This is a genomic window from Zhongshania aliphaticivorans (assembly GCF_902705875.1).
Lineage (GTDB): Bacteria > Pseudomonadota > Gammaproteobacteria > Pseudomonadales > Spongiibacteraceae > Spongiibacter > Spongiibacter aliphaticivorans_A.
On the sequence record NZ_CACSIK010000001.1, the window covers coordinates 2413190 to 2432516 of the forward strand.

The window sequence follows — 19327 nt, forward strand, 5'->3', positions numbered from 1 at the left end:
CGCCTAATTAGCCGGTGAAGTTGAAGGACCACCATCTCTACTAGGACGCGATTGACCACCCTCGCCGCCCTTCATGCCTTTTCCACCGCCTTCACGTTTTGGCATGCCGTCTCGTGGCCCACCTTCACCGCGATTGCCCTCTCGCATTCCCCCACCAGGTCTTTCTGGACGACCCGAGCGCTCCTGTTGTGCGGGCATGGCTACAGGCTCATCACCTTCTACTATGACTGTTCGACCATCACGCAAGCGATCCAAGCCCTCTAATACTATCCGCTCTCCGGGTTGCAGGCCGTCAGTAATGGCAACCCGATCACTATCGACAATACCCGTGGTAACTTGGCGAATATAGGCTTTGCTGTCTTCTATTACATAAACATAACTACCCTGCGAGCCATGTTGAACAGCATCAGCAGGAACCGTTAAAACATCGTCAATGCTAGTAAGGCGCAGACGAACATTCACAAATTGATTGGGGAATAGTTCGTTGTCCGCGTTTTCAAATACCGCCCTCACCCGCAAGGTGCCGGTTGTGGTGTCAATTTGATTATCTAGGGTGACTAATTTGCCGGTGGCAATCACGGTTTGCTCATTGCGATTTAAGGCTTCTACACGCAGAGGCTCACCGCCATTAAAAGCTTTAACCAAGGCTGAAACCTCTACCTCTGGCACGGTAAACAACACCGCAATGGGCTTGGTTTGGGTTATTGTGACAAGACCATCCGTGTCATTGGCCGTGATTAAATTACCAGCATCAACTTGCCGTAAACCAAGCCGGCCGGCGATAGGAGCCTCAATGCGTGTCCATGACAACTCTAAACGCGCGTCATCCACTAAGGCTTGCTGCGATTTATTGGCGCCTTGTAATTCACGCACCAGCGCGGCTTGACTGTCGAGCTGCTGACGCGCAATTGAGTCTTCCTCATAAAGACCTTGGTAGAGCTTTAAGTCTACTTCTGCATTTTCGAGCTGCGCCTGATTTTGTTGCAACTGTCCCAGCGCTTGATCAAGCTGAGCTCGGTAAGGATCGGGGTCTATGATTGCTAATAAATCACCCTTGGCGACTTCAGCCCCTTCCGTAAACGCAATTTTGTTTAATACACCACCAACACGGCTGCGAACAATAACGGTATTCAAAGGAGTCACCGTACCTATTGAGCGAATCTGCACCTCTAGGCCACCCTTTTGCACGGGAACGACACTGACAGATGACGTCATACCACCAAAGCCTCGCCGCATGGTGGGTGCCGCCGAAGGCGGTGTACGAATCAGCACATACCAAATGCCAGCAATAAATATCAGTGCAATTACAGCCCAGATTAAAGCCTTCTGGGCACCACTCAAACGCGGGGAATTATTCATTTATTAAAACCATTGCGGACGCTGCAGTACAAAAATGACCATATAGACTGAGCATTTAAATTTAGTATTTAGAGTTAAACACAGCTCAGGAAGAAATCCTTCGCGATATCAGCAACAAATGTAAATGACTAGGTGACAAAAAAACACCTTGTTTTGTCACTTAATATTTTTGATAAAGAAAAGTTAGCTATGAAGCTCGAGATACACGCCTTTAATACACATCTCGGCGATATAAACCGCTGCGGCTCAAGTCGTCAATCGCATTGTTACCCATCAGCGCACGAAGCTGCTGATCAACACTCTCGGCCATACCATTACGACTACCACAAACATAGATCGCCGCCCCCATCGCCAACCACGCTTTAAGCTCATCAGCATTCGCCAGAATAGCATCTTGTACGTAAGCAGGCTGACGAGAACAGCGTGAAAACGTTAAATCGATGTGGGGTAAATACCCTTTATTTTGCCACTCATTGAGTTCATGACTAAAGATACGGTCGGCATCTGGGCTGCGCTCACCGTATATCAGCCAATTATTTTTACATCCAGCATGTACGCGCTCTTGTAGATGAGCCCGCAAGCCAGCAAAGCCAGAGCCATTACCAATCAATATTAATGGCCTAGACACGGTAGGCGAGTGAAAGAGCGGATTGCTGCGTATATGTAGCGACACAGTATCGCCAACTGCCAAATGCCTACCCAAGCAATTTGACGCCACGCCCGGCACGCCATCGGTACACTGAACCCGCACCAATAGATCTAAGCTGCCGCAGTGGGGAACAGAGGCAATGGAATATTCTCGTTTAATCAGCAGTGGAAGCTGAGCAAGCCAGCCTGCCAAGCCTTCTAGTGCTAAGTTGGCCACGTCAGCGCGCGCTATTTTTGCTAAATCCCTACGGGCCAATTCAGCCCCTAAGGTAATACGCTCACCATCCAACTCAAGCTCAGCATTAAGGTCAAACCCTAGCTGCGCCGCCACTTCACCGCAGCGCTTTACGCTATTAAAGGGAATAATTTCAGCGATATCACCCGCCTGCCACTGCTCAGCAAGTTCATTTTGATTAGTAGGCGGCAACAAGCTCAGGTACACCAAGGGCTCCCCTGGGCTACCACTATTCACCACTTTCCGATAATCCAGTCGCCATGACTGATATTCTGCCACGGCGGGTATGAACTCTGATATCGATGTCTCGTCATCACCAAAATGAGCTAACTGGCGATACCAGCGCTGCATGATTTCAGATTGTGTGCCAGCATTGCTACCGTCCAACTCTAAAGTGTCAAACGCAGCTATAGCACCATGATCTGCCATACCTGAATGCAACATATGACCAAAGGCACAGAAGTGTTGATACGCACTGTCACCCAAGGCAAGCACAGCAAATTTGAGATGTGAAAACTGCGCAGATTGTTTTTTAAAATATTTCTGCGCAAAGCGATTGCCATTATCTGGCGGCTCGCCTTCACCGTAGGTACTGGCAACAAAAAAAGCATGTTGAGTTTCGGCCAATACATCACCGTCAACACGGTCTAGTGGCAATACTCGTACCGGTCCAGCACTCTGCAAAGCCTTGGCACTTGATGTCGCTAAGGCCAGCGCCGAACCGCTCTGACTGGCGTATGCTACCAATACCGATGCAGAGGTATCAGCAAAGGCATTATCGCCATCACTGCGATGGTGATGCCGCCGCCATCGCCACATGCAGTAAGCGCACAACATTAAATACAGGCCTGAAACAAGCAAGACCCAAATTACACGCTCCCACATTGCCATTGCAATAAATTACCTTAGCACTACCTTACTGAGGTAAGACTTCTAGCGTTGCTGAATAACCACCTTGACGCGTAGTTGCCGGCGCAGCCGCCTTGTCATCTTGGTATTCAGCCTCTAACCAATATCTACCTGCTGAAGGCCATATGATTGTTGCCACGCCACCCTTATCGCTAAGCACTTTAATTTCATTAGGGCTGTTGCGGTAACGCGAACCGTCAGGAATTACGGTGATCTCAACACCAACGGCAGGTTCGCCATCAATATAAAAACGAAACTCCGCCTCCTCTCCCGAAAACAAGTCATTAGGATGAGTGATAGGCTGCATTTCTAAACCCACTTTTTTCAAATCAAACACGGTTTTATTCGGCTGGCCAGCGGTGACGAAGGTTTCCATGCGCCGCGATGTTTGACTCACTTGAAGATTTTTTGCGTTTTTTGGCACCGCTTTTTCAAACTCACTTGGCGCCGGTGACTCACCGCGGCGAGGCCACGAACCACGTTTACCATCTTCAGTTTCCCAGCGTGCACGCAAACCGCTGCTCGCACTAAAGACCTTGTAAGTCCCTTCTTTAACCAACTCCAGATCAAAGCTACTGCGATACTTACCGGTATGAGGGTTTTGCATTTCTACCGCTTTACCGTCAGGTCCAATAGCCTTCATGCCTTTAAGACGCATCGGTGCGTGATCTGTGTAAAAAATATCGTTCGAGACTGCCGCATCAAACGTGACCCAAGCTTTCTCACCTGACAATACGGTTGCTGCCGGCAGCACCCATGCACGATGGGCATTGGCCGCCATAGGCAGAGATATCGCTAATAAAGCAAGTAAAGGTAGTTTAGATTTCATCATTTATTTCTCCCAAATACATAGACATGTCACGACCCTAAGGCACCGCGACCAATAAACCCGTTATGGCTTTAACTGAAGTACAATTTTGCCCAGCTCTGTCTCACCCTGCGCCTCTAATGATTGCGCCGAAGTAACTGGCCATGTGAAAGGAATTTTCAACATTTCACGACCACCTACTTCCCGTACAGCTTCAACATTTAATTTGTAGCTGCCAGCCGCAAGATTTTTCAAGTTAGTCATATCCACAGTGTGGACGCCTGGTTTCTTGGTGGCGCCACTGATGCCGTCAACGGGCATATCTAAGCTTCGACCGCTACGACGCCACCACTGACGCATATCCTTTAGCCACTGCTCGCCTTTTTCATCACTTTCTTTAATTTGATACCACACTTTAATATTGGTGATATCGCCGCTATCTACATTCTGAAGCCACATAGCAACATAGGGCCGATGGTATTCGGCAACATCTATCTGTGGCACCTCAACCGACAACGCAATCTCCTCCGCATGGCTACTACCAGCAAACGCAAGACCTAATAAGGTTATTGCCGTCATTTTTTTGATCATGTGAACTTCCATCCTCTATTTACGTTTACCGTCGACGAAGTCTTCGACAATGTCCGTCTCAAAATATGTCTTAATGTACAAACAAAAGGATCAAGAGCAGGGGAATCACCAAGCCCAAGCCAACAATTGGCCATGTCGTTGGTCGACTAGCCGCGTGACGCTGTAATAACAACAAGCCCGACACACAAAACACCACGCAAGCCACCGCAAACACATCCAAAAACCAACTCCATACCGTTCCGGTATCGCGGCCTTTGTGAAGATCATTCAAGTAGGCAACCCAGCCTCTTGTGGTGCGCTCGTATAAAATATCACCGCTGTCTAAATCCAAACTAAACCATGCATCACCACCGGGCCTTGGCAGCGCCACATAAACCTCATCGTCACTCCATTCACCGCGACGTGAACCAGGAATATACAAGTCCAACTCTCGTTCGAGCCAGGTGCGAAGCTCCGCACTCAACGGCGCCATTTCATTATCTGGCACTTCAATTTCAGACAACACTTGCGTAGGCAGAACTGCCTCGACAGAAACAACATATGGTGTTGCGGGAATAATTGACGCGTTATTTAAGGTGATGCCCGTTACCGCAAACAACAGCATTCCCACTAAACAGACTGCAGAACTAATCCAATGCCACTGTCGTAAAGAACCCAAATACCAGCGCCCTTTCATTGTCGCTAAACCCATGATGCACACACTCTATACGACAAATTAATATCGCAACTGCTAGATGCCATTAATGTTAACTCTCTGGCTCGGTAACAAAGCCAAGCTTTAAAATACCTGATTGCTGTACCGCAGCCATTACCTTTAATACATGCTCATAACTCGCACTGCGATCGCCACGAATATGCACCTCAGGTTGTACAGGCTTGGCAGCAGCAGCTAGTAAGCGTTGCTCCAAGTCTTCCATGGTTAGCTCAGTTTTATCCCAGTGGATAAGACCTTCAGCAGTGATAGACAGCGTAACGGTATCGGGCTTGATGTCATTAGGGGTGTTACTGGCACGCGGTAAATCAACCTTCACCGAGTTAGTGATAACAGGCACTGTAATAATAAAAATAATAAGAAGAACCAGCATGACATCGACCAGCGGCGTCATATTGATTTCGCTCATTACCTCGCTATTGTCATCATCTAAACCGCCACCAAAAGCCATCTCAGACTACCTCGCGGTTTTGCTGTGGTTTTACAAAATGACTGACACTATCTGTACTGCGATTCGCTGGCGCTGCACCGGTAATCAAGTAAGCGTGCAATTGATGTGCAAAGCGATGCAGCTTGCTGATAATCGCCTTATTACCACGCGCCAAGGTGTTGTATCCCAACACCGCAGGAATCGCCACGGCCAAACCAAATGCCGTCATAATCAAGGCTTCACCCACTGGTCCGGCAACTTTATCAATCCCCGCTTGACCGGAAACACCGATATTAACCAAGGCGTGATAAATCCCCCAAACCGTACCAAACAAACCAATAAACGGCGCGGTAGAACCCACTGAGGCCAATACCGCTAAGCCACGCTGCAAGCCCTCAGCACTTTCATCTATGGAGCCCTTCAAGCAAGCGGTAAGCCAATCACCTAAAGGCAAATGTCCGTGCAAATCAGCTTTGTGATTGACATGGTGATCTAGGCCAGACTGACCTTCTTCAGCTAAATGCCGAAATGGGTTGTCCTGCTGAGGCCCAAGTAAATGCAAGCCTTCAGCAAAACTTTGAGCATGCCAGAAATCGGCCAAAGCACGGGTCGGTTTGCGCAACTTAAACAAACGCCAGGAGCGAATAACAATGACATACCACGATGCTATAGACATGGCTAACAACATCATTGCCACTACCTTTATAACGGTATCGCCCTGCGTCCAGAGCGCTTCTACGCCATAGGGATTTTCCATAAAATCAACTTCCTACAAGTAACTATGTTCAAATGTTTATCGAAGACAAATAATGTGTTTCTAATAAATCGACAATGTTTACTGATTAAGCGAGAACTCTAATGGCTGCAAATACCAATAGGGAATCGCTTGATCGCCTCGTTTAGCAGGCAAATACCGCCAGCGCTTAACCGCCTTAATCGCCGTCTTATCCAAACGGTCAAAACCGCTGGACTTCTTAATTCTGACTTCGCCCACTTTGCCATTGGGCAAAATAAGCAGTTCCAAAATCACAACACCCTCTTCTTTTAACTTCCGAGAAATACTCGGATACGCTGGCGCCGGATTATTTAGCGGATTAGCGTCATGTCTTGGCGGCGTAATCGGTGCCCCCAACGCTTTGTTGTCTTTTTCCGATACCCGCGCCGTTTTTGGTGATGGCGGTGGTGGCTCAACCTCCTCCTCGACCACTTCCTCAGGGCTTATCGCCGTTTCAGAGGGAGGCGCCTTGGGAGGCGGAGGCAATTTTGGTTTTGGCTTGGGTTTTGGCTTCGGCTTCGGTTTTGGTTTCGGCTTTGGCCGCTCGATCTCTTTCTGCGGCGGTGGTGTCTTTCTCGCGCTTGGTATCTGCACAGCTTCGGCTGGAGGCGCAGGAATCAAAACCCCTTGAATGCTTGGCATGACCACAGTTTTACTTTTGGGTGACGGCGCCCATACCACTGCGGCAATGGCTCCGCCATGTATAAGCAGCACCAACAGCAAGCCCCAATAAGATTCCTTGCCTTTTTTCACAGGGCAAACCTTATATGCTCGGATTTCATCACAAGTAAACCAACATCAACAATACACATCCGAGATCTTGAGCTGTACGCCCTTCCTGCTAATTGTCGCGCCACAGCCTTTATTTCCCTATTCCACTATCACCAAGCTGACCCAGAAAAGTACACTGCCCAACAGCACAAAGTTTAAAAGCGAAAGATTACATTAAATGATAATGATTATCAAAGACTAAATAGGAATAAAATTTATTTCATAAAGGCTAGGTAACACCCAGAAAAACCTTCAATCCATCATCTACACGACAAAATCAAAAGCTATATTCAGTGTATTTTTGCTGACTCAGGATTTATGCTCTCTATAGTAGTGCCACATCAAACAAGCCGAGAAAAAGCATAGAAATGAACAAATAAGCGCTTAACTCCGTATATGTTCAACTAATTGAATGCGAAGCAAGGCCATTTAATAAGAAGAAAGTGAGACATAAATGAAAGAATTGGATGTAATTATTTTAGGCGCAGGAATGTCAGGCTTGTGCATGGCGATTGAGCTCAAAAAAAGAGGGGTAAACAAACTTGAGATCATCGAAAAAAATAGTGATGTCGGCGGCACATGGTTTGACAACAGCTACCCAGGGGCGTGCTGTGACGTACCATCAGCACTTTACAGCTTTTCGTTTGAAGCCAATCCCAATTGGAGCAGGATTTATTCACCTCAAGTAGAAATACAACACTACTTTCAACACTGCGCTAATAAATACGATCTAATGCCTCACATTCGTTTCAATAGTGAAGTAATTAGCGCTGACTACCAGCAAGAAAATGGTAAATGGCTTGTCACCCTCGCGAATGGCGAGCAATTACTCAGCCGTATTGTTGTTTCTGGCCTTGGTCAATTAAATAAACCAAACACCCCCGAGCTCCAAGACGCGAACGAATTTAAAGGGGTTAGCTTTCACTCTGCGCGCTGGAACCATGATATTGATCTTCGCGGCAAACACGTTGCCGTTATTGGCAGCGCCGCCAGTGCTATTCAGTTAATCCCTCATGTCGCTCAGCAGGCCAAAAAGCTATACGTTTATCAGCGCAGTGCAAATTACATCCTCTCCCGCGGAGATCGTGAATACAGCGCCACTGAAAAATATCTCTTTCACACGCTGCCATGGACGCAAAAATTAGTACGCCTATATTATTATTTACGGCAGGAAGGCCTCTTCTATGGTGCGATGTTGTCTGGCTCGCTTCGCAGCAAACTGATCAAATGGCTGGCAAAACGCAATTTGCGCTCTACGATTCACAAGCAAGCGCTACGCGATGTAATGACCCCAGACTATCCACTCGGCTGCAAACGCGTACTGGTAAGTGACGATTTCTACCAAGCATTAAACAGTGACGCCATCGATATGGTGACCTCACCGATAAGTGGGCTTAATGCCTCTGGTGTTATCAGTGACGATAAAATTAGTCGCCCTGTTGATGTCATTCTTTACGCCACGGGGTTCCGAGCTACCGAATTTTTAGTCCCTCTTCGTGTTCACGGAGAAAATGGTATTGAGCTCAACCAAGCCTGGCAGCAAGGTGCCGAAGCGCATCGTGGCGTTGCGCTAAACGGATTCCCCAATTTTTATATGTTGTATGGTCCCAACACCAACCTAGGTCATAGCTCTATTATTTATATGGTAGAAAAACAGAGCCGCTATATTGCCCAGTGTATTAAACACACTTTCGATAACGAGCTTCGCAGCTTACAGCCCCACGCCAGCGCACAAGCCGCATTCAACAAACGCCTACAAGATGCTTTATCTGAAACGGTTTGGGGAGAAGATTGCGGCAGCTGGTATAAAAATGATTCGGGAAAGATCACCAATAACTGGCCTTATACCACTTGGCGCTTCGGCCAAGAAATGAAGACTGTTGCGTTTAAAGAGTACCAACAAGAAACCTAAGCACTCGGCAATATCACCAACAATTATTTTTACGACAAGGTAAAACAGCAATGAATAACACGCTCATTCTACATCACTACGATATGTCACCCTACGCTGAAAAAATCAGATTATTATGTGGGATAGCTAATATTCACTGGCAGTCGTTACTCACATCAGCCCAACCACCTCGCCCAAACCTAGACCTACTTACCGGAGGCTACCGCAGAATTCCCGTCGCCCAGATAGGCGCAGACATTTTCTGTGACTCACATATTATTTCTCAAGAAATAGAAAAAATGACTCACTGCGCTGCGCTCAATCCACTTTCTTTAGACGAGCCCATTCAAGCGCTAATGGCTCACGCAGAAAAAGAGGGCTTTTTTGCTGCCATTACCGCAATCCCTCCCATGCGCCTACTCAGCACAATGATCAAATTACTGGGGCCGGTCGACACCTACCGTTTTGTAAAAGATAGAAGTGGACTAATGAAAGGCGGCACCGCTAGACCTCCTTCCAGAAAAAGAGCCGCTCTTTTATTAGATACTTTACTCGATAGCATAGAATCACAACTAGCAAACCAATCATGGCTTGGCGGCGAACACGCCACTATCGCCGACGCCACGGTCTTTCACCCACTTTGGCTTCACTCCCTGTGCCAACATCGCCCTTTAAGTGCCGGCCCCAAGGTCACCGCATGGTATAAACGTGTCAGCGAGATAGGCCATGGTATTCGCACAGAAATTAGTGCAGAAGACGCCTTCTCCACAGCGCGAAATGCTGAGCCTCGGGCTTTGCCAAATAGTGCACAGGATCTCCCTGTAGAGATTGGCAAGCGCGTCAATATTGCCCCCTCTGACTACGGAGTATTACCTGTCTCGGGAACACTGGTGGCCATGACAGATGAGCGTATTATTGTCATGCGGGACACATCTGAACTGGGCAAACTGCATGTCCACTTCCCGCGTCACGGCTATTCCCTCACTCCGCAATAGTCTCGGTAAAATCCCAGTGTGTTGATTCTATTTAATAAGGGACGAAGCCCATGCACAGCAGCATTTCCTATGCGATTCTCATGCTTTTGGCTGGATTGGGAATCCCCATTATGGCGTCACTTAATGGCGTACTGGGTGCAAAATTAAACAGCCCCGCTCTGGCCGCGGTCATCTTATTTACCGTCGGTCTGCTCGTCGCCCTAAGCTACCTATTAGTGACAGACGGTATTCCGTCAATGCGCCACTTTGAAAATACAGCTTGGTATTTTTACGGCGGCGGTTTTTTTGTCATGTTTTATATTCTTAGTATCACCTGGGTTGCCCCGCATTTTGGAATTTCAAACGCGGTTGCCTTTGTACTACTCGGCCAATTAATTGCCATGACCGTCATTGATCACTTCGGTCTATTTGGCGCCACAACCTTTAAGTTAGATATATATCGGCTCGCTGGTTTAGTGCTCATGGCAACTGGTGTTTTCTTGGTGCTTAATAAAAAATAAGCCAGTACTCACGCAAGATATTAAATAAAAACTGGGGTTTAACCACGAACATCGTATTGTTGGTACAACACATTATGATTTCATGCTTATTGCCAATTACAGTATCACTACTGAGCTAAACAAATAACGCTGCCAGCATGAGCGGCTTTGCAATAAATGTGAAGCCGCAACGTAATAGGAAATGCATTTTGACCTTCCGACAATCACTTCATTATTATTGCCGCCCAACACCTAAGTTGGGCCTTACCGCACTAACTAAAGTTTGAAAATACGACATGCGTTACCACTTAGAAAAAGCCGCTGCGCATCCTCCCCTAATTCCAGTTCATCCAGTTCTTCTAATGCTTTGCTGGGCATGATCATCGGGTAGTTAGTGCCAAATAGGACTTTGCTACGACCATGGCCGCGCATGAACTCGATCAAGGCTGGCGGATATCTTTTGACAGTGTATGCAGAAGTGTCGATATATACATTCTCATGCTTTGTCGCTACCGCAATCGCTTCGTCCGTCCAGGGATAACCAATGTGTCCCGCTACGATGGCTAATTCTGGGAAGTCCAACGCAACTTGATCCAAGTAGATAGGCCTACCGACTTCAGAGGGCATAAGTGGCCCGGTATGACCAATTTGCGTACAAAACGGAATGCCAAGATCACAGCACGCTGTGTAAACAGGATAGAAGCGACGGTCTGTGGGAGGCACTTCCCAAAGCCAAGGCAAAACACGTATCGCCTTGAATCCAAGCTCATTAACGCAACGTCGAATCTCCCGAACTGCTTCCATTGGCTTTGAGATATCTACCGACCCCACACCCACCAATCTATCGGGCGCCTCGGCGACGAAACCAGCGACCTCATCATTGGAGATCATGATATTACGTGGAGCGACCCAAGCTGAAATCAAACTTCGATCAACACCGGCTTGATCCATTTGATAGAGAGTCACTTGAACTGGGAGTTCAACTGTTGGAATAGGCATCTTCGTCCATCTTCGCAATGACTCAAAGATTGGATCTTGCGCATGCTTCAAGGTGGGATGTTGCGCCCAAGCGTCAACTATCATCAAAATTCTCCGATGGGGAATAACATTATATTAGGGAGGTCTTTTTATATTTTCTTCGTTCCCGCTTCTAGATCATAAACCCGTTCCATTATAAATCACACCTTATGCCTGTGGTGAAAATGGCTTTTGTCTTGCTGGAGCAACCGGATGTTCAACGCCTAGTATTTGAAGGATTTGACAGCGAGGATGCTAAGAACCTGAAATGTACAAAATCATTCTCTCACTTTTATTTAATACCTTGTTAAACGCACCCAAAAACCATGCGCCAAAAAGGTGTGTCATCTTTTCGACTTTAAAGCTCAACACAACCGTAATCAAACTGTAAACGTCAGCCTCTAGTCTTCATTTCGAAAGTGGTTACTTAACCACTTTTCTAGATTCTCTCTTTGCCCCAAGTTCTAGATACCTAATATAGGAAAAATCATTTTCCAGACCAGGAGCCTTCAAATGCGTATTAAACACGCCATATTGTCAGGGGTATTACCCTTTACAATCGCGACTCATGCCGCTGCAGCCGTCGTGCCTGCAAATCAATCTAGCGACCCTTGGTATACAGATGCTGCTGCGACTACCTCAGCAAAAGCAAATGCTGCCGCCACCCCAGAAAAAGCCAAAAATGTCATTCTTTTTGTTGGCGACGGTATGGGCGTAACAACCCTGACCGCTGCACGTATTTTACAGGGTCAACAAGCGGGGGCACTCGGTGAAGAAGGATATTTAAGTTTTGAAACCTTTCCTCATACTGCCTTGGTAAAAACCTATAACGTCGATGCGCAAACACCGGATTCAGCCGGAACAATGACTGCCATGATGTCTGGTGTTAAAAGTGACGCCGGTGTACTGGGTGTAACTGAGGACATTGAGCGCGGCGACTGCAATACCGTGAGCGGCAACGAATTGATTACGGCCATTGAGCTGGCAGAGCTAAAAGGCCTAGCCACTGGCATTATATCTACAGCCCGAATTACTCATGCAACCCCTGCCGCTGCCTATGCAAAAGCTGCTGACCGCAACTGGGAAGACGATGGCGATATGCCCACCGCAGCCAAAGAAGCCGGTTGTGAAGATATTGCCTCGCAATTAGTGAATTTTGAAACCAACTTAGAAGCCCGTATCGCCGACGCTGATGTTGACGGTTTAGACGTTGTCATGGGTGGCGGACGTCGTAGCTTTCTACCCAAAGATGCCGCGTTTAATAGCAATGATGCTGTCAGCTCTGTAGAGGGTGATCGTACTGACAGCCGCGACTTAACGGCTGAATGGAAGACGCGTTACCCCGCTGGTGAGTACGTAATCGATAAGGATGGCTTTGATGCTATCGATGCGAGCAGTACAAGCAAGTTGTTTGGCTTGTTTAATGAGTCACACATGCAATATGAAGCAGACCGCGGAAATGATGTTGCCGGCGAGCCGTCGCTAACCGAGATGACCGCTAAGGCCATCGACATTCTTGATAACAATAACAATGGGTACTTGCTCGTTGTTGAATCTGGTCGAATTGACCACGCTCACCACGCGGGCAGCGCTTACGGTGCTCTCAGCGATACAATTGAACTCTCAAATGCAGTACAAGCTGCTATCGACGCCACAGACCCTGATGAAACATTAATTATGGTGACTGCGGACCACAGCCATGTGTTTACCATAGCAGGCTATCCAAAGCGGGGTAATCCAATCTTGGGTAAAGTTGTTAATGTTGGTGAAACACTACCTACCACTGCAGCAGATGGTATGCCGTACACCACTGTTGGCTATACCAATGGGCTTGGATTCCATCACTTGGGAACAGAAACTGACGCTGACGCGGTATACTCGCAAGGCAATCAAGCAGGACGTGCAGACTTAAGTAGCATAGACACTGAAGCCACTGGTTTCCACCAAGAAGCAACTATACCGCTCGGCTCAGAAACCCATGCCGGTGAAGATATCAGCATTCACGCTCAAGGCCCTGGATCACAATTTGCTCGCGGCGTTGTTGAGCAAAACATGGTGTTCCACATGATTAATCAAGCCCTCGATCTGCTGACAGGCGAATAAGGAGAATACGATGAAACAGTTTAAAGTAGCATTATTAGCCGCTGCGATAGTAACCGGCTTAGCAGCCTGCGGTGGCGATGACGGCAGAGATGGCAGTAATGGCCTAGATGGAAGTAACGGAGTTGATGGCAGCAATGGCAATGATGGTTCTAATGGCTCTGACGGTCTTAGCAGCCTGATCACACAAACGGAACTAGCTGTTGGCGATAGTAACTGCCCAGGTGGTGGTATTCAGTTTGACAGCGGTTCAGATACAAACAGTGACGGAACCTTAGATAGCAGCGAAATCACTGATACTAAATATGTTTGCGAACCGTACACCGCGCCAGAAGAAATTGACCTTATAGGCAATGCTCGAAGCAGCGCATGGTACAGTGATGCAGAGGCAAAAATTGCAGACGTGAGCGTACCCAATTTAACGCGCGGCGCGGCAAAAAATGTCATCTTATTTGTAGGTGACGGCATGGGCGTTTCTACGGTAACGGCTGCGCGTATTTTAGAAGGCCAGCTGAATGGCAAGCTTGGTGAAGAGCACAATCTCAGCTTTGATATGTTCCCTTACACGGGTTTAGCCAAAACCTATAATGTCGACGCACAAACACCAGACTCAGCAGGCACAATGACTGCGATGATCTCGGGCATAAAAACTGACGTTGGCGTTATTGGCGTAAATGAAAACATTGAACGTGGAGATTGCAGCACTGCCGCTGGAAATGAATTGGTAACGGCCCTTGAGTTAGCCGAGATTGCTGGCAAATCAACGGGGATTATTTCTACCGCTCGTATTACCCACGCTACGCCTGCAGCAACGTATGCCAAATCTGCAGACCGCAACTGGGAAGACGACGGGGATATGTCCGCCGCAGCCATTGCAGCAGGCTGCGAAGATATTGCCTCACAATTAGTGAATTTTGAAACTAATTTAGAAGCCTTTATCGCCGGTGTTGATGTTGACGGTATAGAAGTTGTCATGGGTGGTGGTCGCCGCAGTTTCTTACCCAAAGACGCTGCCTTTAACAGCCCTGATGCAGTCAGTAGCGTAGAGGGTGATCGCACCGATGGCCGTGATCTCACCGCCGAATGGCAGCTTCAATACCCCACAGGCAACTACGTTTTCGACAAGTCTGGCTTTAACGCTCTGGACACTGAAACTACCAGCAAAGTGTTTGGTTTGTTTAATGAGTCACATATGCAGTATGAAGCGGATCGCAACAACGACGTTGCCGGCGAGCCATCTTTGCGTGACATGACCGAAAAAGCCATTCAAATACTCGATAACAACGATGAAGGCTTCTTCTTAACGGTTGAAGCGGGCCGTATCGATCACGCTCACCATGCCGGTAACGCCTACAATGCATTGACTGACACGATCGAGTTGTCTGAAGCTGTCGCTAAAGCAGTAGAGCTTACAAACAGTGAAGACACTTTAATTATTGTCACCGCTGATCACAGCCATGTATTTACCATTGCCGGTTACCCTAAACGTGGCAACCCAATTCTGGGAAAAGTTGTCGACATCGGCTCTAACTCACCCTCGCTAGCCGCTGATGGTATGCCATATACCACCGTTGGATACACAAACGGACAAGGCTTCCGCGACCTCGGTGATGAAACTGATGCAGATGCGGGCTACAACTATGCTATCGACACAGGTCGCCAAGACCTCCTTCTAGTCGACACTGAAGCACCGGGCTTCCACCAAGAAGCATTAATTCCACTTGGTTCAGAAACCCATGCCGGTGAAGATGTTGGCGTCTACGCAACAGGACCTGGCGCAGCTTTAATTAGCGGCACCAATGAGCAGAACGTCATATTTCATGTGATGAACTACGCTGCAGACCTTGTCAACAAAGCGAATAGCAATCAAGTAGCACCGTAATTTAACAATAAATACATAGCAATAAGTCTATTGGCGCCGGTGCAAACCGGCGCCTTTATTGATACAGAACACCCCTACTTTCGCTATCAACAAGAAGCTTGAGGAAGTTACATTGAATCAATACACACTATTTTCAACCGTTAGAAAACACGCAGGCTTGGCGCTCGCAATCACTGGTATTACCATATTTGCCATAGCACCCAAGGCCAGCGCATCAAACTGCAATGCTGAAACACCTATCAGTGCGCACTATAAGATCAGTAAATACGCCGTTGACTCAGCGCCCAAGAAATTTTCTCACATGGTCTTATGGCGCCGAGCCAATACCGTCGCCGAACAATATCCAGAGCGTAAAATTACAGAATTGTGGGAACGGAATCACAGCAAGAGCATTAAGCTGAATCGATACTTCGATGAATACGAGCGTGGTATAGAATACGCGCCAAGTGAAATACGTGAAGTAAAAACTAATGACGATTGGAGCATGAAAAACCAGCTCATCGATAACTCCTTACTTGCAAAAATGAGCCTAAGTAAACAGTCTGGATCAGGCTGCGAACGCGAAGAGTTATACACACTAAAAGATCAACACCAGACTATTACTCTCACCTGGCTGCCTGAATACCGTCTAGTTAAATCCTATCAGCGCAACGCCAATAATATGGTATCTAATTGGACGTTGAGTAAAAAAAGCACCGACATCAAAACCATTGATCGGTTTTTCGACACTCACCTGTCTTATCAAACGACTGATTACGCTGACATCGGCGACAATGAATCTGACCCATTCTTAAGAAAAATGATCAATCTAGGTTTTGTAGAACACGGCGGCTCAGGCATGTACGACGCACAGGGACATGAAATGGGTGGCGATCACCACCATTAAATCCACCACTTTCACATCGGGCCGGTATAAGCCGGCCATAATCATCCCTAATGAAAACCTTATATCGTTTTAATTTATTAACACGAGCCAACATCCACTGAGCTAGCTCCGGCCATATACTGCATAAAACACCGTACCCTTGCTGAATTAGGAAAAGTAGCCATAGACCCGCCAGAATACTTAGACACCCCTTCATACCAATTATACTGAGTTTCATTACCTCCCCAAGCAATACAAGCACCTATCCCTCTGGTATCGATATCATATTTCCAAAAATATCAACACTTATTAATAATGTTAGATAATGTGACCACTTTCTCATTCGCGGAGAGTACGTATACACTTCATTTCCAATCGTCACCAAGATAACCCTAACAAATCAACTATGTTCTATTCAGCCTAGGTGACCAAACATGAAAAAATCAGTCTTATCTCCACTTTTATTCGGATCTGCTCTTTTCTCCATGAGTGTATTAGCCAATATTGCACCTTCCTGGGAGATTGATGAAATTTCCAAATCTACGGGGTATACCACTCAAGGTGAAAACCAAGCCAAACATCAATTTGGCTTGGTGAAGCACAGTAATACCTGTAGTAGTGATGAGTTATACGTAAGCTGGTCTAGCGATAGCGCTGAAGTTTGGTCTTTAGCGGGGCAAACCATTACCGTAGATGCTAGCTTTGACGGCATTTCGATGGCGCTTCCTCTTGAAGTTGTCGCCATTCGCCCGTTAACTGGTAACCAGCATGAAATTGTTATGGGCCATGTTTTTGCTAACGCAGAGTTATTAGATCTTATGTCACACTCTGATTCGGTCAATGTCTTTATGCCAGAAACTAATGAGTTATCGCGCCATTTTAATGAAGGCAATGATCGATTTTCATTACATGGCTTTACGGAAGCTCGCTCTCAAGCTCTTAGTCGCTGCCATAGCATGAGTTCATAGCAAGTATCCTTTTTTACAAAATCACTAGGCCTGAATTAGAGCATTATAAGCACGCTAACTGTCGCTTGTAATGCTCTGAGGAAATCCCTTTTATATCTAGAGCGATAACACTAACGTGTAAATTCAGGTAGATTTATAGCTTTAGCATACCTCATTACCAAGACCCGCTAGACAAGCAATCCACTATTTCAAAAACATTAAAAGCTAAGGTTGTTAACTCAAGACTCTGGGAGTTTTCGGAGTGTCGCCGTAAAACTCGTCAACACCCTATCATCTTGCTTAAGCACGCCCCGAGTAAAACCCATACGCCCCGTTTCGTGAATTAGTTCAACCTCAGCAAGTAAAGGTAAACCAATCGTACCACCAGCAACATACTGCAAGGTCAAATCAATGGTAACCACACGACCAAAGGCAACACTGCGATTAACAAAAAGTGGCAGATAAATAACTTGCTCCGCCCTAACAGCTAAATAACCACCATGAAAACCATTCTGAGCATTTTGACACCCCGTATTGGTGTCAAACAAAGCCTCAGCCTTTCCGTTTGCCACTTTTCGAAGCTGAAAGGGATCTAGGCGAGCATCGAAACTATCTCCAGGGGGCATCGGCATGGCCATCCACTCTGTAGATTCGACATCAGGAAAGTACACTGGGTTTACATCAAGCATCTATTGGCAAATCTCTTATATTATTGATGACATTGTGAACACTGCGCCCACGCTTTTCAGAGCTAAATTTGGCAGGAGTAGTCATAAAGTGTCAGCAATACTATTACCGACACTGCAGGACGATACGGGCTTATTAACCCGCTACTTTTGAACGAGGAAGAACCGGATCACGCTTTTCTAAAAAAGCCGCTAGCGCTTCACGATGCTCATCACTATTTCGGCAGCGCTGAAAGTTTTTAATTTCTTCGGCAATATAGCTTTCACAGCTAAGTTCTTCAGCATTTTTAAGATTGTTTTTAATACACCCTAGGGCATTGGTAGGTCCATCAGCTAGCCTAGTTGCAAGACTTTCTACTTCTGAGCACAGTGCTTGCGCATCACAGACCTTACTTAAAAGACCATTATTAAAAGCTTCTTGTGCGCTATACGTTGGGCATAACAAACAAAATTCACGCGCTTTACCCGCGCCCATCCATTTACTCAAGAAATAAGCTGCGGCAAAGTCACCAGACAGGCCAATTTTTGTATGAGCATATCCCAAGGTTGCGGTATCGTCAGCTAACCTAAAATCACAGGCCAAGGCCAATGACAAACCACCACCAACAGCGGGGCCACGTATCATTGCAATAGTAGGTTTGGGCATTTCATGTAACAACATCGCGGCTTCAGCGCCCACCCGGAGTAATACCTCTGTGGAATATTTACGAGTGTGCTCAAGCCCCAAGGCCAAATTCTTAATATCTGCACCAGAACTAAAGGCATCACCGGCACCTTCCAACACCACCGCGCCAACAGAATCATCTTGCGCGGCATCACGTAAACAGCGGTACAAAGACGTTACCATCTCCTCATTTATTGCATTTTTTAAAGCTGGGCGACTTAATATAATATGCAGAACTCTGCCGTGACGACGGGAGTGTACGGGACCAATGTCATTAATCATTATTTTAATCCTATTATCTACGAACAAAGACACAGCTGAGCATAAAGCTCAATGCGCTACTACTTGTCATTCAATATTACACCAAGTCAGATAATCACAAAATACGGGACAACACCATTAAAGACAATCTATAAAACCAAGCTTGGCAGAAGTAATATCAATTTTCCGTGCCCATCCATTAATCGCCTCCCCGAGCCAGCCCTTACTGTTACGTTATTACCCCGTAAATACACTACTTTGACCATGTATGGCACCACGATCAAGCAATCTGCAATAAAAAC

Annotated in this window: 18 protein-coding genes; 7 read left to right on the forward strand and 11 right to left on the reverse strand. The window is 46.8% G+C overall.

Features of this window, described 5'->3' with window-relative positions; genetic code table 11:
- Positions 1-3: 3 nt before the first annotated feature.
- The 8 genes from AELLOGFF_RS10985 to AELLOGFF_RS11020 all read right to left on the reverse strand — a co-directional run bounded on the left by AELLOGFF_RS10985 (position 4) and on the right by AELLOGFF_RS11020 (position 7220).
- A complete protein-coding gene (locus AELLOGFF_RS10985) occupies positions 4-1359 on the reverse strand; it encodes an efflux RND transporter periplasmic adaptor subunit (protein ID WP_159268786.1) in 1356 nt (451 codons plus the stop codon).
- Positions 1360-1570: 211 nt separating this feature from the next.
- Positions 1571-3133: a flavodoxin domain-containing protein gene (locus AELLOGFF_RS10990; RefSeq protein WP_159268787.1), complete on the reverse strand. Its 1563-nt coding sequence runs from the start codon at positions 3131-3133 to the stop codon at positions 1571-1573.
- 25 nt (positions 3134-3158) lie between these two features.
- The gene (locus AELLOGFF_RS10995; RefSeq protein ID WP_235035664.1) at positions 3159-3983 is read right to left on the reverse strand and encodes a DUF4198 domain-containing protein; all 825 of its coding nucleotides are present in this window, start codon (positions 3981-3983) and stop codon (positions 3159-3161) included.
- Between the two features lie 60 nt (positions 3984-4043).
- Positions 4044-4550, reverse strand: a complete 507-nt coding sequence (locus AELLOGFF_RS11000) for a DUF2271 domain-containing protein (RefSeq protein ID WP_159268788.1) — start codon at positions 4548-4550, stop codon at positions 4044-4046.
- Positions 4551-4620: 70 nt separating this feature from the next.
- Positions 4621-5241 (reverse strand): PepSY-associated TM helix domain-containing protein, encoded by a 621-nt coding sequence (locus AELLOGFF_RS11005; RefSeq protein ID WP_235035665.1) that lies wholly within the window; start codon positions 5239-5241, stop codon positions 4621-4623.
- A 55-nt stretch (positions 5242-5296) separates the two neighbouring features.
- On the reverse strand, positions 5297-5713 hold the full coding sequence (locus AELLOGFF_RS11010) for an ExbD/TolR family protein (protein ID WP_159268789.1): 417 nt from the start codon (positions 5711-5713) through the stop codon (positions 5297-5299).
- 1 nt (position 5714) lies between these two features.
- Positions 5715-6449: a MotA/TolQ/ExbB proton channel family protein gene (locus AELLOGFF_RS11015; protein WP_159268790.1), complete on the reverse strand. Its 735-nt coding sequence runs from the start codon at positions 6447-6449 to the stop codon at positions 5715-5717.
- Positions 6450-6527: 78 nt separating this feature from the next.
- Positions 6528-7220, reverse strand: a complete 693-nt coding sequence (locus AELLOGFF_RS11020) for an energy transducer TonB (protein ID WP_235035666.1) — start codon at positions 7218-7220, stop codon at positions 6528-6530.
- Between the two features lie 472 nt (positions 7221-7692).
- Here AELLOGFF_RS11020 and AELLOGFF_RS11025 point away from each other — a divergent pair, with 472 nt between their 5' ends.
- Genes AELLOGFF_RS11025 through AELLOGFF_RS11035 form a run of 3 tightly spaced genes read left to right on the forward strand, consistent with a single transcriptional unit; the run spans position 7693 to position 10624 of the window.
- A complete protein-coding gene (locus AELLOGFF_RS11025; protein WP_159268791.1) occupies positions 7693-9150 on the forward strand; it encodes a flavin-containing monooxygenase in 1458 nt (485 codons plus the stop codon).
- A gap of 50 nt (positions 9151-9200) precedes the next feature.
- Complete coding sequence (locus AELLOGFF_RS11030) at positions 9201-10124, forward strand: glutathione S-transferase family protein (RefSeq protein ID WP_159268792.1); 924 nt, start codon at positions 9201-9203, stop codon at positions 10122-10124.
- A 50-nt stretch (positions 10125-10174) separates the two neighbouring features.
- Entirely contained in the window at positions 10175-10624 is a 450-nt protein-coding gene (locus tag AELLOGFF_RS11035) for a DMT family transporter (protein WP_159268793.1), read from the forward strand.
- A 255-nt stretch (positions 10625-10879) separates the two neighbouring features.
- Here the strand turns inward: AELLOGFF_RS11035 and AELLOGFF_RS11040 are convergent, their stop codons facing one another.
- Positions 10880-11686, reverse strand: a complete 807-nt coding sequence (locus tag AELLOGFF_RS11040) for an amidohydrolase family protein (RefSeq protein ID WP_200842644.1) — start codon at positions 11684-11686, stop codon at positions 10880-10882.
- A 447-nt stretch (positions 11687-12133) separates the two neighbouring features.
- Between AELLOGFF_RS11040 and AELLOGFF_RS11045 the strand changes: the two genes are divergently transcribed.
- The 4 genes from AELLOGFF_RS11045 to AELLOGFF_RS11060 all read left to right on the forward strand — a co-directional run bounded on the left by AELLOGFF_RS11045 (position 12134) and on the right by AELLOGFF_RS11060 (position 17435).
- Positions 12134-13723 carry an alkaline phosphatase gene (locus AELLOGFF_RS11045; RefSeq protein WP_159268795.1) on the forward strand — a complete coding sequence of 530 codons (1590 nt, stop codon included), beginning with the start codon at positions 12134-12136 and terminating at the stop codon, positions 13721-13723.
- Between the two features lie 10 nt (positions 13724-13733).
- Positions 13734-15602 (forward strand): alkaline phosphatase, encoded by a 1869-nt coding sequence (locus AELLOGFF_RS11050; RefSeq protein ID WP_159268796.1) that lies wholly within the window; start codon positions 13734-13736, stop codon positions 15600-15602.
- Positions 15603-15714: 112 nt separating this feature from the next.
- The gene (locus AELLOGFF_RS11055; protein ID WP_159268797.1) at positions 15715-16488 is read left to right on the forward strand and encodes a hypothetical protein; all 774 of its coding nucleotides are present in this window, start codon (positions 15715-15717) and stop codon (positions 16486-16488) included.
- A 413-nt stretch (positions 16489-16901) separates the two neighbouring features.
- Positions 16902-17435, forward strand: coding sequence for a hypothetical protein (locus tag AELLOGFF_RS11060; RefSeq protein ID WP_159268798.1), 534 nt, complete (start codon positions 16902-16904; stop codon positions 17433-17435).
- A gap of 218 nt (positions 17436-17653) precedes the next feature.
- Here AELLOGFF_RS11060 and AELLOGFF_RS11065 read toward each other — a convergent pair whose 3' ends face one another.
- A complete protein-coding gene (locus AELLOGFF_RS11065; RefSeq protein WP_159268799.1) occupies positions 17654-18103 on the reverse strand; it encodes a PaaI family thioesterase in 450 nt (149 codons plus the stop codon).
- 133 nt (positions 18104-18236) lie between these two features.
- The gene (locus tag AELLOGFF_RS11070) at positions 18237-19046 is read right to left on the reverse strand and encodes an enoyl-CoA hydratase-related protein (protein WP_159268800.1); all 810 of its coding nucleotides are present in this window, start codon (positions 19044-19046) and stop codon (positions 18237-18239) included.
- Positions 19047-19327 lie beyond the last annotated feature (281 nt).